The 17301-nt window shown below is 42.8% G+C and carries 16 protein-coding genes; 1 reads left to right on the forward strand and 15 read right to left on the reverse strand.

Annotated elements, in window-relative coordinates; all coding sequences use genetic code 11:
• Positions 1-118 precede the first annotated feature (118 nt).
• From RRG12_RS11540 to RRG12_RS11595, 12 genes are all read right to left on the reverse strand, one after another.
• The gene (locus tag RRG12_RS11540) at positions 119-3247 is read right to left on the reverse strand and encodes a plasmid replication protein, CyRepA1 family (protein ID WP_420759376.1); all 3129 of its coding nucleotides are present in this window, start codon (positions 3245-3247) and stop codon (positions 119-121) included.
• Between the two features lie 141 nt (positions 3248-3388).
• Positions 3389-3988 (reverse strand): alpha-ketoglutarate-dependent dioxygenase AlkB family protein, encoded by a 600-nt coding sequence (locus RRG12_RS11545; protein ID WP_420759377.1) that lies wholly within the window; start codon positions 3986-3988, stop codon positions 3389-3391.
• 29 nt (positions 3989-4017) lie between these two features.
• Positions 4018-4776, reverse strand: coding sequence for a hypothetical protein (locus tag RRG12_RS11550; protein ID WP_420759378.1), 759 nt, complete (start codon positions 4774-4776; stop codon positions 4018-4020).
• A gap of 26 nt (positions 4777-4802) precedes the next feature.
• Positions 4803-5261 carry a DUF1392 domain-containing protein gene (locus RRG12_RS11555; protein WP_420759379.1) on the reverse strand — a complete coding sequence of 153 codons (459 nt, stop codon included), beginning with the start codon at positions 5259-5261 and terminating at the stop codon, positions 4803-4805.
• Positions 5258-5656, reverse strand: coding sequence for a hypothetical protein (locus tag RRG12_RS11560; RefSeq protein ID WP_420759380.1), 399 nt, complete (start codon positions 5654-5656; stop codon positions 5258-5260). Before RRG12_RS11560 ends, RRG12_RS11555 begins: the two co-directional genes overlap by 4 nt.
• A 16-nt stretch (positions 5657-5672) precedes the next feature.
• The gene (locus RRG12_RS11565) at positions 5673-5882 is read right to left on the reverse strand and encodes a hypothetical protein (protein WP_420759381.1); all 210 of its coding nucleotides are present in this window, start codon (positions 5880-5882) and stop codon (positions 5673-5675) included.
• A gap of 90 nt (positions 5883-5972) precedes the next feature.
• Positions 5973-6824 carry a hypothetical protein gene (locus RRG12_RS11570; protein ID WP_420759382.1) on the reverse strand — a complete coding sequence of 284 codons (852 nt, stop codon included), beginning with the start codon at positions 6822-6824 and terminating at the stop codon, positions 5973-5975.
• Between the two features lie 125 nt (positions 6825-6949).
• On the reverse strand, positions 6950-7339 hold the full coding sequence (locus RRG12_RS11575) for a hypothetical protein (protein WP_420759383.1): 390 nt from the start codon (positions 7337-7339) through the stop codon (positions 6950-6952).
• A gap of 24 nt (positions 7340-7363) precedes the next feature.
• On the reverse strand, positions 7364-7564 hold the full coding sequence (locus tag RRG12_RS11580; protein WP_420759384.1) for a hypothetical protein: 201 nt from the start codon (positions 7562-7564) through the stop codon (positions 7364-7366).
• The gene (locus RRG12_RS11585; RefSeq protein ID WP_420759385.1) at positions 7557-7883 is read right to left on the reverse strand and encodes a hypothetical protein; all 327 of its coding nucleotides are present in this window, start codon (positions 7881-7883) and stop codon (positions 7557-7559) included. Before RRG12_RS11585 ends, RRG12_RS11580 begins: the two co-directional genes overlap by 8 nt.
• Before the next feature lie 123 nt (positions 7884-8006).
• On the reverse strand, positions 8007-8771 hold the full coding sequence (locus tag RRG12_RS11590) for a hypothetical protein (RefSeq protein WP_420759386.1): 765 nt from the start codon (positions 8769-8771) through the stop codon (positions 8007-8009).
• A gap of 97 nt (positions 8772-8868) precedes the next feature.
• Entirely contained in the window at positions 8869-9201 is a 333-nt protein-coding gene (locus RRG12_RS11595) for a helix-turn-helix domain-containing protein (RefSeq protein WP_069074473.1), read from the reverse strand.
• A gap of 618 nt (positions 9202-9819) precedes the next feature.
• On the opposite strand from RRG12_RS11595, the gene RRG12_RS11600 reads away from it, so the two are divergent.
• Positions 9820-10725 carry a hypothetical protein gene (locus RRG12_RS11600; RefSeq protein ID WP_420759387.1) on the forward strand — a complete coding sequence of 302 codons (906 nt, stop codon included), beginning with the start codon at positions 9820-9822 and terminating at the stop codon, positions 10723-10725.
• Positions 10726-10874: 149 nt separating this feature from the next.
• On the opposite strand, the gene RRG12_RS11605 is transcribed toward RRG12_RS11600, so the two are convergent.
• The 3 genes from RRG12_RS11605 to RRG12_RS11615 all read right to left on the reverse strand — a co-directional run.
• Positions 10875-12557 (reverse strand): ATP-dependent nuclease, encoded by a 1683-nt coding sequence (locus RRG12_RS11605; protein ID WP_152592198.1) that lies wholly within the window; start codon positions 12555-12557, stop codon positions 10875-10877.
• A gap of 38 nt (positions 12558-12595) precedes the next feature.
• The gene (drmB, locus tag RRG12_RS11610) at positions 12596-14488 is read right to left on the reverse strand and encodes a DrmB family protein (RefSeq protein WP_420759388.1); all 1893 of its coding nucleotides are present in this window, start codon (positions 14486-14488) and stop codon (positions 12596-12598) included.
• Positions 14481-17301 (reverse strand): helicase-related protein (locus tag RRG12_RS11615; protein ID WP_420759389.1); only part of this gene is annotated, 2821 nt, incomplete at its 5' end. The genes RRG12_RS11615 and drmB, both read right to left, overlap by 8 nt.

Genomic DNA, 17301 nt, shown 5'->3' on the forward strand with positions numbered 1-17301 from the left:
CTGGGCGGACGAATGCACCTTGCTAAGATCACCCCATACACTCGACCCAATCACACAGCACAGAAGTACATCTGTCAGCAAAGTTAACAGCAACCTGCCACTGCCCCAAGTATCCATTTCATATTGGCTCACCATCAGCAACCCCAACAGCCTCGCCAATTGTGGAGACTAACTGATTGTAGAACGAGCCAGCGCTGTCCAAACCTTGCTGCAACTTCAGTTTCAGCCCTTTCCAGGCTTCTCCTTGGGGGCTGGACACTACCTCTTCTACTAATATTCGGGAGGTTGTGTCAATCACTGGTGTGGTTAACACTATATTATTAGTGACTGACACCAACTCACGATTTAATGCTTCATCTCGATTGAACCACTGCCCAAAAATCGAATCACGTTGATCATCAGGGGCAACAAACCGATAGACGCACTCCCGGTTTTCACGCTTACCCAACCGACCAACGTAGTTCAACTTCAAATCAATTTTGGCAAGTAACTTCTGGGCGATCGCTATGGAAGTAAGCTTTTCAGAGATCGTCACATTCAAGTAATTCTTGATAACGTGCCGATGCGTTACTGCCAGCGCTTTAAACTCAACCATCTTCTCATCACTTCCACGCAACTGAACGTCTGGTGTAAGAAACTGCAACAGATTGAGATTTTCTAGTAACAGTACAGCAGGTAATAGCTGCCCCTTGTTAAAATCCGGTTTCCAAATCGAATTTTCCCCAGCCTCTAACTGCGTCTTAGCCCGTTTAGTATCACGGTTCGTCAGAAATTCCCGCCCCAGGGTCAAATAGTAGTGCATTCTCAGTTGAGGATACCACCCATCGTCATCTTTCTCGACCAAATCAGGGGTTACGTCAATTTCATAGCGACGGGACAATTCAGCCTTGCGCTGCTGATGTCGTTCGGTTTTCGTTTTAGCCCGTTTGTCTTGCAGCTTCTTCAATTCGGTTGGGGAGAGTTCATCGGAATCCGCGATCGCCTGACACTCAGCAGCATACAATTCAACAGATGCCGCTTTAACCGACTCGATAACTGCCCCGCTCTCATCATCATCAACATCGTCGGCATCAATAACGGTGTATCCATCCTCGACCAAACCCGCAAGCACAGATTCTCGATAGCGCCGCATCTCGACGTTAATCACAGAACCACGTTTCCCCCAGGTTTGCAAAGATTCGGGCTGAAAGTTCTGGTCAATATAGCTCAAATCCGCATTATCCGCCGCCGACAACAGCGCAATGTTAGCCTGTGTTGCAACGTGTTGACTTCTGAGCAATCCTTCGATGGATGTGGAACCATTGCCCACAACCGACATCCCCCATTCTCTAATCCAGATATGACGGTCAACTGTCTCCCTAACCCGTGCCAACATCTGACGAACGGAGTTAACTGGCTGCACTCCCTGAAAAATCCCCCATACCCCATCAAAATGTCCTCGAATATCGATGCTGACTCCAGTTTCAAGACTTGGGGAGGCGATAACCAAATCATACTGGGTGAGAATTTCGTTCAGGTGAGCAATACAACCGAAAGCCGCATGAGAGGGGTCAGCAACAGATTCGCTGTCAATTCGCAGAATTCGCAAGTGTGGGAATTTGCGGCGAAACCGTTCCTCAAGTGCCTGGGTTCCCCATTTGGATTTTGCCTTTTGAGCAGAACAGCAGAGTAAATGATGCCCACCTTTGGCAATTGCTTTGTCCAATGCCGCAATCAAATTCTTCGGGTTGTTGCCAGAGTAGTTGTAACAGTTTCCGGCTACGTGCCGATAATTGTTGACGATGACAAAGGGGTTAACCCGATATTCTCCCGCAAGAGAAAGAACGTATTTTACATCGGTATCTGATACGTCCGCAGACGAGAGGTAAATCTTTCCGTGTTCACTGCCCAAAACATTTTGTACCAGTTGTTTGAGGTTTTTGAGAACAGATACCCGACGTTTTTGCACTTCAGTACCAGAGTTGAGCAAATGCCAGAAAACTTGGTCACATTCATCAATAATAATGACATCATTTGACCAGTCATCAGGGTTGAATCGCGCCTGACTCTCCTGATGTAGCGAATCAACGCACACCCCGTATCCCAATAATGTGCCTGTTTCATTCGTGCGGACTTCGGTAACATAGTTAACACCAAATCGATTACACAACGCCTCACCTAGCTGGATGCGATGGGTTATGATTAATACCCTCTGCCCTTGGTCATGGGCTTTTGTCACCTCAGTTGCTAGCCATTCGGTTTTACCAGTGCCTTTGGGGGCTTTGAGGATAATCAGTTTTTCACCTTCGGGTACGAGAAGCTGTCCGAGGAATCTTTGGTTAAGTGCGATCGCTGGAGGATAAGTCAACAAGGTAAACAGCTTAATTTCCCACAACTCCAATGCAACAGCCGTATTGTAGAGTGCATCAAATGCAGGTTGACCGTGAGCAACAATAAAATCATCAACCCCTTTCTCTGCCCCTAACGGTAAATCAATCACTCGCAGCGAACAGCCCTCATTCACAAGCAGCCGACCCATGCGACTGATAGCGGTTCTCACCCGTTGGACTGTCTCAGGTTTATTGTCCTGGTCAAAACAGATGTTAACCTGTCTCCCCTGTGTTGCAAAATGTTTCAAGTCGGGAATCAGAAATGGTTTACCAATGGCAGTACCGTACTCATCAGTAGGTGTGCGGTATCCAGCGTTTACTCCTGGAATTGCGATCGCAGCATAACCAGCAGTCAATAATGCCCCCGCTTTCTTGACACCTTCGACAATTGTAACTGGGACGTTGTGCCGCCAAACCCAATGCCAGAAACCGCCGGGATGCTGCAAGTCTTCTTCAGTAATGGGGATGCCGCTACGATTGGAGACTTTCACCCAAATGCGATTCGGCACTAGGAGGAAGAAAGCGCGTGTCTCTTCTCTAAATGGGTGTTCGTACTTGATGAATTTGTGGATCTTTTGGCGATCGCGTCGGGGATGGTCAGGTTTGAAACAGCCCCACATCATCTGTGCGTAATTGTTGAGGGGGTCAATGCCATTGCACCACCAGCCGCCTAGTTCGATGTGCTGGTATTTTTTCAAATCGCGATCGCGCAATCGTCCATCATTGCGACGGGAGATTTTGGGACTGTAGAGCAAGTATTCGTAGGGTAACGTCCCAAAGAGCGAACGTACATTCAGATGGAAGATTTCTTCGTCAACTCCACTGCCCCGCCATTCTTGTAAATGTTTGAAGTGAGAATCAGACTCGATTACACGCATATTCCCTCTGTTTTTTGACGCATGGAAATGAAGCGGCACTATGGGTCATGCCGCTTTGAAACTCTTTTAGACTTGAGAAAGAGAAAAGGTTACTGGGTTTGGGTTAAAGGAGTGAGAACAATTCCTTTCCCCTTAGCCTTCTTATCTCCTGTCTCCTGTGTGTGGTCGGAAGGTCAAATTAATTCGCGTGCTAACGACTTTATTGGTTTTAGGAACCTGATGCAGATGTGTAGACTGACAACCTGGGTGCATCACAAGCAAACTGCCGTGTTCCAGCCATAAATCCGTTGCTTTGCCATTTCTCGGTTTAATTTGAAACTTGCGAACACTACCGAGGCTAAGGGAAGCGATTGCTGGCTCATATCCCATTGATGGTTCATTGTCAGCGTGCCAACTGATGCTGTCCTGGCCACTGCGGTATTGATTGCCGATGACGATGCGGAATTTGTAGCCAGTCAATTTGGTAATGGAGTCGCGTAACTTGGCCAGATTGTCTGTCCAAGTCAAGGGTTTCAAAAACACGCTGTTGGAGTAAAGGTAATCACATCCGGCATCACCATAAATACATTCGAGGCGAGGAACGGGCATTGTTTTACCCGCGATCCTGATTTGATTTTGCTGCCACTCCAGTTTCAAGCAGTGTTGGTAGAGTTCGTTTGCAAGTTCAAGAGTTAAGAAATCGGGGTAATAAGTGATGGGTAAAACTGGGGTTGATTCGTGAAATAAATTGAGTTGTTGCATGATATTTCTCTCAAATTTTGAAACTGCTGTTAGTTCTGTTCGGCTTTAAAAACCTCAACCAAAATAGTCTCTGGATACAAACCAACTTTTCCAAAACGTGGATCATGAATGCGTTCTATTTCTATTCCTTGTTTTCGACACAATGCACTTGCTTTTCGACCTTTAGTACCCGCTTCTTTTACCGATATTTCTAAACCTTGAAGATTAGCAAAACCAACAACACTATATTTGTGACCGCATGGTGTGTTCACCCTGTCTTGCTCAACTTCAACCGCTTTGAGACGGTGCAAAATTTCAGTCTGTTGCTGTTGTTGTTGGAGTAAATGCTGTTCTTGCTGTGCCATCTGTTGGGCGATCGCTGCGAGTAACTGTATTTGTGTCATCGCTGTTTCGCTATTAGAGGCGGGTTTAGTCCAGCCCAATTTGTCCTGAATCCATGCCCGAATGCCGATGGTGTTGAATGAACGACATACCAATCTGGCTTGTTTAGTGCAGTATCGCCCAGCCTCGTAAGCGTAGTACTCTAGGATAATTGCGATCGCTATATCCGGGATACCGACAGCTCTCCACTCAGTTAGATTAACAGCTTCAAAGCCTGATTCCATAAGCATTTGAGCTAGTTTGGAAGGTTCTAGGTTAACGCTGTCTAAGGTCTTGAGAATTGCCACAGCGCTGACCCCAGCCAGTCTTGCAGTTGCCCGAAGGCTAGCTTTCGCTTGACCATTAGTGTCAACTTCAATCTCTTGTTTTATCTGTTCGATGATTTCGGCGATTTCAATTTGTGACATAACTTTAGTTGGGTGATTAGAAAGAATTAAACATTTACTCGCACCAAACTTTTTTCACCAACTAATGAGAAACGATTCGATATAGTTGGTGTATTAATTAACGTTGGTGACATCAATTCAACAAGGTAAAACCAAGAATTATGTACCAGCGCAATCCCTAGAATCAGGCGTTGTTTTGTTCCCTTGTCGTGAGAACAGAGGATTACTCTTTCGCCCAAAACAAAAGCAGGTTTTTGCACAGTGATGACTTCTAATTCTTCAGTTTCGATGATTTGGTTTTGTGTGGCGTGGAGTATTTCTTTTCCACAATCAATTGAATAAATCCAACATTCATGCTTCCATTGCATACCGCAGCAGTAACCGAATGTTCTTGTTGTGCGGAGAAAAACTCTCTCCAGTAAATTAACTGCGACAGGTGGAATTGTTCCACGCCAAGGTGGAGAAAGATACCAGCTTGTTTGAAGTGCGTTAATGTGGTCAATCATGCTTTTCTTCCTAATAAGTAATTAATGGCTTCGGAGTCAATAGAGGCAATACGCTTTTTTAAATGTTGTGGGGGATTTTCAAAAAAGCTTTTGAGATGCCATCGACGAACTTGATAACGCTTAGAAGAACGGCGGGTAGTTTTCAACCAACCACGGCGCACCCAACCAGAAACAGTGGTGGAATGCACACACAGAACACGGGCGATTTCAGCACTACTATAGTTATCGAGAAAGGGGCTTGTAGAATAACCCAAAGCCCAAAGTTTAGTAGCGATAGCAATTGGAGTACGAAAATACCCATGTCTTTTTAAGATTGAGGCGATTTGCTTAGGGGTATAAAGTTCAGCTTTAGCTTCAATGATTCCGAGTTCTTCGTCAGTCCATTTGGGATTCATTTATTACCTCCAATGTTTATGCAGATTTAGGAGAAGAATTTTCTTGAACAATCCGAGCGCTCATAGATTCAAAATCCACTTGAAAAATGTTCATCTCAGTTTGCATTCCCCCAGTGTTGTAGCGGTCTACTATGTGCTGTTTGATAGCAGATTGATTCAGCCCATCAGGGATATTGATATGTGCTTCGCTGGTAATTTTTTCAACAACTGTAACGATGACTCTCATGGTTAATTCCTCTGATGTTGAGAATTCAGGAGCCAGGAGTCAGAAATCAGAATAATTCTGAATCCTGAATTCTGAATCCTGACTTTTGATTTACACCGCTCCGGCTTTTGAAGCTTGCAACTGTTGCATCCATCTGTTGATTGCCGTTAATTCATCAGCACCCTTAGCGACAGTATCAACAACAAGATTTTGATACGAAGATTCGGCATGATTAGGATATTCACACTTGCCTGCTGCCCAAGCCAAACACATGGTTTTGATTAGTTCATTAATCTGGTGAATATCAAGTAAACTTGGGCGGTCAACATCCTGGAATTGCAACCACTCTTTGACCAAATCAAGTGGATAATCAAGCAAGGTGCGAATATTTTTAATTCGTAGGTCTTGAGGATGTACTGGTTGAGGAACTACGCTAAGTTTTGCTGGAGCTACTGGCGTTTCTGCTATAGATGGAATAGTTAATGATGTGCCACCTAATCGGGATTGAATGTCATTAATGAGAGTTCCCCAATCAGCATTTTTATTCCATTCCCTTTCAATTCTGGTTTTAGTCGCAGCATCGTAAAGATTGCAGAAAACCGTATTTTGTTCACCAGCAGTAGCAGCAATAATCAGTGGCTTAGAAAAATCCTGTACTAATGATGCAGCCAAGAGAAAGCTTTTGGTGAAGTTTGTTTCAACACCACTTCTGATGACATAAACTTCATCAGCACTCACTACAATGTCCAGTTTGAGATTATCCTTTCCTTTGAACTCTTTAGTCGTAAATCGCAGTTCAAACAGATAACCAGTTAATGCTCTTTGGGAAACAGGGATGGTTTTCTCCTTATCAATATCGTAGTTATACCAGAGATAAGATTCTCCACCTAACTCAGCGTTTTTGACATATAAATAGATGGGTTCAGGAGGGTTGCATAAACCTAGTTTGATTTCAGTAACCATGTTCACCTCGGTTAAAGTTTTATTGATTGGTGTTCTGTGTGCAATAATGGGAATTCTGTAGCGGAAGAGAAACTTCCGTGCGTTCACCTGAAGTAATGGCATTCCTTTAGGTGAACGCTTTTGTACTAATTAGAAGGTTCTCGATTACGCTCTAACTCCCATTGCAGATAGGTGAGTGCAGTGCTAGCATCGGCAATGTTTAAATCTGGCTGATACCCTGCTGACAATAGTTGTCTGTAGTCTGGGTGCGTAGCAATTTCACATATCAGATTTTGGGCTTGTTCAACTAATTGCTGGAGACTGGGACTAGACATTTCAATACCCAGCCGTGAGCATAAATCCTCAGCTTTAACACCTATTGTTCCTGGCTCAATCTCCGTTTCCAACTCTTCAAGCAGAGATTGAAAGTTGGGGTGTTCATCGTTGATTTCAACTTCAAATAAATCTGCACTCTTTGTAACGACAGTTGCCCAATTGGGTAAAGCCTGTGGAATGCTTTTGGCGTAAAGTTTCATAATTGGTTCCTCTTCGATTAAGAGTTAAAAATCCTCGGTAATCTCCAACAAAAAGCCGCGTTCCGTATTCTGCACTTGCACCAGTTCCTTATCCAGCAGTGTTTGAATAACTGAATCCGAAAATTGGAATTGCAAACGGTGCAATGGAATGCAACCACCACAAAGCTGAATCGAACGCAGCAAATGATTGGCTCTACGGTCAAAGTTTTCTGTAGAGTTAGCCATTGTTTGCACCCTTAGTTAATACGGTTAACTGTCGGTTGAGAATGTTTATCTGTTGTTGATAAAAGTCAATCTCTGCGGTAATTTGCTGGAATAATTCTTCTGGCGTGAGCGGTTGGATTTGATCCTCTTTCAAGTACGATATTTCATCAGAATTCTTCTTAGGCATCAGCGCATAACGCCACCCACCACCAAATTGTTCAGCTAATTCTGTCCCTGATGGGTAGTATTGAAGTCCCAGAATGATGCCCTGTTGTGTACGCTGTTCCAAAGCAAAGCGAGGGTAGCCCCAGTGTTGAGGGATTGATAGTGTCGGTTGCATTGATTTAATGGGGATTGGTGAATAAATAATTAGGGAAAGGGGGAAAGGGCAAAGGGGAAGGGAATGAAGAAATTTACCTTTCCCCCTTACCCTTTAACCCTTTTCCCAAGCGAAGCCCAAGACTTACGCTGTGACTAACTCCGTTCTCTCCAGCAGTCGTTGCAATCTATCGCCAGTTAGCTGTTCTAAGGGTTGCTCTAAAAAATATTCATCAAAAATGGATTTACTATCAGTAGACACATCCACCATCGACAGCGATCGCACTGCATCAAACACAGAGTTGGAATACTTTTGCTGGACTGAATAACGCCTCTTCACCCACCAGTTACCGTCAGTGCATCCGACTTGCCCCAGTTTCACGCCGTTGTTGTTGTAAATGCCATCATCGAGAATTTCAAACCCGTAATTCTGGCACTCGTTGAAGATATGCGCCATGATTTGGTTTTCGGTTGTGGGGGGTGTTGCTTCTTGTTCCTGCACTGGTAATGAACCGTCTTTGTAGTGAGTGCAGATGAAGCGATCGCAACGCATTAGAGTGTTGGAACGGAATACTTCTTCGTCGTTGACCATCACGAATATTACGCTGGCTATCAGTTGATTACCAGCGTAATATTCGTGATGGTCAAACGAGATTTCGACTATTCTGAGGGGGTCGGGAGCTACGGCTTGGGCTTGGTTGGTGATGAAGTGGTTGAGTTCGGCTTGGGCGAGGGCTTGGTTGTCAACTTTCTGAAGGTTGGTGGATTGGTGGGTGATGATTGCGTTTACCCAGGATTCAGTCGCTCTTCTATCGCCGGTAGGTGTAGCACCGAGTTCGGCAGCGATTCTTTTGAGGCGGGGGAGGTTATAGCGGGAGAGCGCTTGCTGTGTATAGGTTGGATGCGTCATAATAAGATTTCCTTGTAAAAGGGTCAAAGGGCGATCGCACAAGTTTTCCAGGCTGAAGCGGTTGTCCTTTGTTTTATCTCTTACTATTTTACATATTTTATGGAAATTTATCAACGGCTACGGACGAGATTTTTTGTAACAACGGGTAACTAAGGGTTTGTGCTACAACAGGATAAAATTGCCTAAGCTCGATTCCTAAAATTTGACAATATTTCAAGATAAGAGACAAAGAAACAGAGCGATCACCTTTACCTTTCCATTTTTCTATTTTATGAATTAATTGCTGAGAGCAAGGTTCTCCAAGCCCTGTAATTGCTTGTGCGACTTCTTCTCTAGAAAGTTTCTTGTCTTCTCTTTGCTGAAATAAAAACTCACCATATTCCTGATCCCAGTCAATCCGGGATACCAAATCCAAAGGTATTCCTTGCATTACGATTTCTCTCACTGATACTCCTATATTTACACAATGTGTGGAAATAGTGGTATACTTCTTCTATGAAGTATGTAAAACCTAAGCAGTATTAGCGTAGAGCCTAAATCGTGAAAGCGATCGCTCTAAATTTTTGTTGTCTTTTAGGAAGTAAGTTGAGAGTTCTTACTCTCAAAAGGGTTCTAAAAAATGACAGACTTACAAGTATTATTTTCCAGCAATTAATGGTGCAACGAATTCCCACATGGGACTGCACCAAGCCATACATAAACTGCGACACGGTTCAGTTAAGGAAGTGAAGCAACTGCTGACGTCTCAAAAAGAGGCTGTACTGGCCCCGCTATAGATCCACAAGTACACCTTGGGGTTGTCAAAGCGGCATGAGCTTACTTGCCGCTTTCCTTGTCATGGACATTTTATATACGGGAATGTAGAGACAATGCCAAAGCCGACAAAGCAGCAAGGATGGCTACCGCAGATGCAAATATATATGTAAACAAGTTAAGGAAAAACCCCAACCTCAATAAAAGGTTTGGGGAATTTATATCAATTTAATCACACGTCTATCATGGCACAACTCGATATTCGTTCCAGCACTGTTCAGCTAGAGATGGAATAATGGCTAAACCATTCTCTAAGCGTAAAAAGCCTACCCCTGCTACATCCAGTGACGACACGCCACCAGATAACCAAGACCTTGAAGAAAACCCAGCTACAGCAACAATCACCGTTGCTGCTGTTGAAGTCCCAGAATTAACTGAGGAGGAGATTCGCTATCGCCTACTCCTGGAGAGGAAAGTAGAGAGGGCATTTTTTGAGGCGGGGAAGGCATTAATGGAATTACGGGATCGCAAGTTATATCGCTCTACTCACAAAACCTTTGAGGAGTATTGCCGCGATCGCTTTGGCCATAATCGTCGCCAGTCTTATCTTCTAATGGATGCAGCAGTAATATTTGATAACTTAGAGCAAAAATGTGATCGTTCCGATCACATTTTGCCGACGAATGAGTGGCAAATCAGGCCACTGACCAAGCTAGACCCGGACATCCAGCCTGAAGCATGGGAGCAAGCAGTAGAATCTGCCAACGGGAAAGTACCTTCGCACCGGCTCGTCAAAGATGTTGTGCAGCGTATAATGGAGCGAACCCAAGTACCCAATACCTACCAGATTGGCGAAGTCTGCCAAATTCTTACCAAAGACAATCCCGAACTGAGAGGCAAAGGTGGCTGTTGGGCAATTGTCAGTGCAGTGAATGACTTTAGTTGCAGCGTGAGAATGTGGGATGGCGAGTACGCCGTTGGCTTGCAGCACCTTAAATCTTACAATTACTTGCCTGCCGAATGTGAGCAAATACAGTTCTTGAGCGATCGCATTAGTCGAGTGTATTCTGGTTCATTGGAAGAATCAGTGCAGAAGTTTTTGGAGTCGTTGGGGAAACTGAACCGTGCTTATTTGACTACTGTCGAAGAGAAATTGTTAAATGTTCTGGAGTCTGAATATGGGGGAAAGAGAATACTTTAAACAGATGTATTTTACAGTTGGTGCGATCATTAGCTAAGTATATATCTCTTTAGCAGCCCTTTTATTAAAAGCATAGTTTCAGACAATTTAATTGCTATTTCAAGGTGTTACACAAGAATTGGCTTTTTTTATTACTATGTATGTTTTAATTAAAAAGCCTTTCGTGCAAATACTTGAAGTTCCTCTACTGCAAGATACTTAGAGATTTTGATATCATTAAGATTACGTTTATATTTTTCTCTAAATGCTGCTCTAATTCCTCGAATAAGTATCTTTCCGTGGCATAGCTGAGGGATATTGTTGCTAATTTCTAATGGAGCTTTTGCAGCAAGTTTACCATAGTCAACTTGTCTTCCATTCCCATTCTGACGTTCGATCTCAATACGTCCATTTACATAAGCTCCAACGATATCTTCATAGAATGACTTTATAACTTCTTCAAGCATTGTTTCAAACTCTTTTTCAGAAACCTCATTATTAAGCAATGCAAGATGTTTAGCATTAACTAAATAAGATTCCACATTTGTACCAAAAGTTAAAAATGGTTCTACTTGTAGCTGTCTTACTTGCTGCTGCCAAGAGATAGTTTCTGAATTACTAAGGAAATCTCTATCTCGATGAAGAAGGATTTTTGCTGATTCATTTGAAGATTTTACTATATTGATGAGTGGTCGTAGGTTCTTAATAGCTGTAACACCATAGTACGGCAAAATGAGAGTGTAATCCATTTTAAAACCAGAAGACTCAAGAATAGATTCGAGAATACGTATATTCTCATCTTCAGTTAGTACTACAACTTTTGCGGCTCGATCATGTGCAATTCTTTCTCGAATGTCAAGTGCACCAATGTCCAAAAGGACGCCAAGCTCATCATCTTGTGTAGCTGTTTCAACTGTTGCATTTCGCACCCAAAGGAACCTGACGGACGATCCAAGAGCATCTACAACATGGCGTGAATGTGTTGTGAGAAGAACTTGTGTATCTCTTTCTTCAGCAATTGTTCGCAGCAATTTGCATAAAAGCCGTTGATTGTTTGGATGAAGATGTGAGTCAGGTTCATCTAGAACAATTAGACGTGGAGAGAACCTATGGATATAAGAAAGAATTTGAGCTGCTTGTAAAACTCCTGTCCCTGCAAGTTCAATAGGTACTTCTCCTGAATCAGTTGAAATCATCACTTGAATATGCTCATCTGTTTCTGGAAGAAAGTTCACTCTAATATTAGTTTCTGGAAAAACTTCATGTAAATCTTGTATAAAATTATTCCACTCAGGCTTTTCCCAAAGTCTAAGTAAGATATTTCGTAAAACAAGATTTGCGTCACCTCTGGCTAAAGTTCTAAGCAAAACACCATCAGATAAATAAGTTTCATTTTTAGCGATGCCCGCAAGCCCTGGTGAGAAAATACTGAATGGTGTTTTTAGATCCGAAATCTTTTCAGCAGTTTCCATTGAATCAACTGCTACAGAGATATTTCGATTTCTTCCTCTTCTAATATTGATTTCACAAGAATCTCCACTTGTAAGTGTAAACTTGACAGCAATCCCTTGTGCTTCATCTGTTCTTAACTCTCCTCCTTTCCCCAAAGAATATACAGAGTCTGATGGAGAGTATATGAGTTGCGTAGGACTTAGTGTTGATGACCCTCTGCGAATATTACCATTGCTTAACTTGACAGACTGAAGAACGCCAATAGCAAAATGTAATCCTTGAATAATACTGCTCTTACCTGAGTTATTTGCGCCTACAAGAACATTAATACTATCTAAGTCAAAAAATGCATCCTCAATTCTTTTAAACCGCTGTATTCTTACTGATTGAAGTGAATTCATACAAAATTATGTTTGATAAATTTATTTATAGATTGATATTAAATCTTTTGGTTTGAGGGATGCAGAGCAAAAAATCCGATGTTTCGGTTTTCAATATCACCAACAACCACACCTCGATCCAAAAAACGGTTGAACTCTTCACAAGCTGTTTCAGGCACTAAAGCGCAGCTATGGCAAGCTGCCAAGTTACATGAATCTGGCCCCTGTCCCCCGCTCTCACTGACTTCCATACATACAGGATCAGCAGAACACCAACTAGCAGCCTCTAACAAAGAACGCACTACTGGCTCAAAGTTACCAGGCTTACCCATTCTGACAAGTCCTCCCATTGTACCTTCGGAATCACCAGCAGCAGTGTAAATCAATACTCCTGACATTGGGGCGTTAGGGTTATCTGAGACATAAAGCCTTTCTCTCAGTGCCGCTGAACTGTAACCACACTCAAAAGTCAACCTATTCATCAACAAGTGAGCAAATGTGTGTAATAGGATGAATTGCGGTGTGATAGAGCGTTTCCGTAAATGCCTTTCCTCCTGTATTTTTTGATAGCGCTTCACTAGAGGTTGTATTCTGGGGTAAATTTGATCCCCGTGTTTCTGCAACCACTGACGGAGACGGGTTTCGTTGAATTCAATAAATATGCCTTCACCGTAGACAACATAAGCGGGTAGCCATGCATTTTGTTGCAGTGGCTGACGCCATAAAAGAGATTGTAATTCTTGCAGGGGTTGTTCAGTTTCCGGTAATATGCGGGTAAATCCAGTTAAAACCCTGGTCTCTTTTAGCTTGTCAACCAACATAATTCTAGAAAAATAATCCGCCATATCGGGTTGATAATCACCTAGTTTTATCGTCCGTATTTTGAGATTATCTTCACGACGCTCAGTTCTCAAAACATTAAATTCTTGCCGACGAAACCTTGTTTCTGGGTCGTCCCCTTCAACGTCATCTGTATTAATGTCGGCATCTTTGTCTAATAAAATAATTTTTAAAGAAATTTTTATATCTTCATTCGAGAAATCTTGTAGTAGTTCAGGGCGATCCTCTCGGAGAACTTCAGGTGTGATATCATCACCCAATCTTAACAAGCGATCAATAAGTTTGGAAAGAGGTGGTTGTTCCAAAAGAGAAACAAGTTCTCCACCATTACACCTTTGCAGATAAATTGCGCTACGCGTTTGTGCATAGTAAACGTTAGAGGCACTTCGTAGCGCACCTCTCATTTGACGAGAGCAAGAGCAGGGTTCACTATCTTCTTTACCCAGCCAAGGACGTTTACCTTCACAAAGAAACTCAGAATCGCCCAAGCTCTTACTAAGTCTTGTTTTATCCCCATCAACTTCAGTAATCCCGCCAAGAGAGCGTTTGACACCACACTCACACCGGACACTCAAGCCTGCGAGGGTGGCACTTCCAGTTCCTACTAAACGCAGCGGTTTATCACAAGTCGGTTTAACTGACCGATGCACCCATTCTCGCCAGGGAAAGTCTTGGATATGGCCACGATCGCACATAGCGATAATTGGAACCTGTGCCATGTATTTAGTCTTTTTCTTGTTTTCACATTCTGGGCATTTAACCTTACCACGGGCAGTCAGTGGAAACTTTTGCAAGCGATCACAAGCAGAACAAAAATGCCATTGGGGAAAACGTAAAAATGGGACAGTTAAATAAGCATTAAGCACTCCATCGCCTTTGTTGGATTTTCTAAAGTCCGGGGGTAGGCGAAAATGATCCATTTCTAGAGACTGTGCCAGACGCCATTCATCTACTCTAAATTCAGATTTATCATCAGTTCTGTTACCATCTTCACGCTCGTACCAGTGATCGAGTCCAGCAGTAATTAAAGATGTACCATCTCTTACCACCACCATTGCACCTAGGCCAAAAGGGGCAATCAACTGAGCGCGTCTTATCGGGCCTTTAGGCATCTTCTTCTGCTCCTTCATTTAAGTAAAGATTAGTAATTTCCGCTTGGCATTCTGCATCTACATTTCTCATTGACATCGGTGTAGACCAAGAATAACGTTGCAATTCCAGGCTGGCATAACCTCCTGCTACTCTCAGCAAAGGTATATCAGTAGAATTGCTGCCCTTTTTCTCCCAGTTTATCCGTTGCCAACGCTGCCATTCGGAAGTGCGTTTTTTAAATACATTCTCAAAATTTTCTATCTCAGCTTCGTCAATTAATTGAATGCGAGGAATCAAAATTTGTCGCAGCTGTTCTATAAGATTTTCTGGGTAAGGCTCAGGGTTTTGGACTGTTTCTTGATTCCCAGTTTGTCTTACATAAGTTACCATGACAGCATGAAGCGCTCGATCTAAAACTGGTGGTGAAAAGGGGGTAATGCTAGTTGGCTCCACCTGTGCATAAAGCCGTTGATGATAACTGCGAAACTTCTCAAAGTGGGAGCGGTCGCGTGGTCTTGTAGGGCTATATAGAGTAATTATTAAACCTGGACGTTCCCACCACCGACGCCCAACACGACCAGTTACTTGGATATATTGAGAAGTTGTCTTAGGCTGACCAACCACAACCATTAGTGATAGTCTGTCGATATCAACTCCTACTTCGATAATATTAGATGCCAGACAGACATCAACGGGTAGCTGATTATAAGTATTGTCGCATTTGACTTCTAACTTACTAATAGATTCTGGAACTTTGTCGCTGCGTATTCGCCCAGTTAATTCCGAAATATGCCACAAGCGACGCATTTTGTCTTTGTCTAAACCTAATCTGTTTTTTATTACTTTTAAATAACCAGGAATATCTGATTGCAATAGTGATAAAGTCGTTCCTAATTCCTTGAGGCTACTAAAAAATAATAATAATGTCCACCACGGATCTCTTTCCTTTGGTGTAAGGAGAACAGGTGCTTGTAAAACAGCAGAAAAAGTACGCATCTGGGCAGTTTGCAAAGACCTCAAAACAGGTGCGTGGACACCTACATAAACTCTACCTCGTTGCAATGTCCCATCTGGATTCAGAGCATAACGCGAGAAAAATGAATCCTCTGCATCAATTCCTGGAGGCGGAAATAACACGACATCTTCACGCCCATAAAGGGCTTTTACTTGTTCAGTATAGCAGCGTATTGTAGCTGTAGAACAGACAATTTTTGGTTTGATTTTTTGTCTGTTACGTCTGTCGGTGCAAAGCTCCTCTATAACAGTTTCATACAATCCTACAACTGAGCCAAGAGGACCAGAAATTAAGTGCAATTCATCTTGAATAATTAACCCTGGTGGCGAATTTTCTCTCACGCCATCTGAACCAATTCCAAATAAAGCTCGTGCCTTTTGTGCATAACTCCAAGCCAGCAGTGCGAATTTATCCACAGTGCCGATAATTAAAGAAGGCCGTTTTTCATAAATATCTTCATCAATCACATAAACTGGTAATCCAGTAGTGTGGAATTCACAAGCATTGTCAGAACACTTCAAAATAACAGTTCCACGGCTTTGCTGATAACCGAGAATATTCAAGTCTTTTGACGTATTCCGCGAAAGATTTAAATGATAACGCCCCATCTGGGCACTACACCAAGGACATCGACTGATAATGAATGGATTTTCTGCTGATGGATTACTTTGGAGTTGGTTTAACTTAGATACCGCATCTTTTCGATTATTTGGCGTAGTTTCTCCACCTACCCAAATACCAATAGAAAATGGTTCTTTTCCCAACTGTGTCTCAATTGGGCGGCGTAAATATTCCATTGAGCAAATAAGCGCAGACGCTCGTTGAAACTGTTGTGCAGTTAGCAATCTCAGGGTATATCGCATTAAGACATTAACACCTACATCCTCTGGATTTTTGAGGCGTCGCATGAATAAAGAAAAAGCTGACAAGCCTAAATATGCCTCAGTTTTACCGCCACCAGTAGGGAACCAGATTAATTCAACTGTTCTACGTTCGGGAATCTCACCCTCAGCAGTAGACTGGATTGACATCAATAGAAATGCCACCTGAAAAGCTCGCCATTTACCACGATTACTGTCAGTTTGTAGATGGTTAGGCGCTTGATAAGCCGGGGAAAAAGTATATCTTTTTGCCACAGCATCGAAGTTAGCCTGACGCAGGTCGCGGCTACTACAAATTTGCTGTAGTAATATAGCATAGTTAGCTAGTTGAAATGCTCTCTTAGCTTGGGCATTACTCTGCAAGTAATCCAGCCCATTTTTCATCCTTTCAGATGCTCTTGTACATTCTTCCATGTGCCTATTAGCAGCATTTTGATATTCTGTATCAAGAGATCGAATTTCAATTTTTTTATAATTAATCCACTGTTCATAACGGCTAACAACATCTGAAAGAGATGCAAAGCCATCATCATCTTGTACTAACCCAGCCAAGGGAGCCATTGGTACTTCTATCCCAATATCAGGGGTGATACTTGGGGTTTCAAAAGTAGGAAGGCATTCTGCTGTTACTGCTTTGACTCTACCAGCACTAGATTCTTTATCCCAATCAGCTGCACAACCATGTCCCACGGCATAGGTTTCCATTTGGCGGTAGAGTAGCGCTATGGATTGCTCTTCATCATCAGAGTTAAAGTCTGGTTTTGGATAAGGTAAGATATGCGCCTCACCCTTTGGAGAAACAATAGTTGCTTTGAAACCTGCTTGAAATAAACAATCTTCATCTCTAGAACCATTTGTCCGGTTAATCAGACAAACAGTTAGTAAACGTATCCCTTCCCGTTTTTTTTGATCCAGGGTGGTTTCATACAAGCAGAGA

It is taken from the genome of Nostoc sp. CALU 546, from assembly GCF_048836525.1.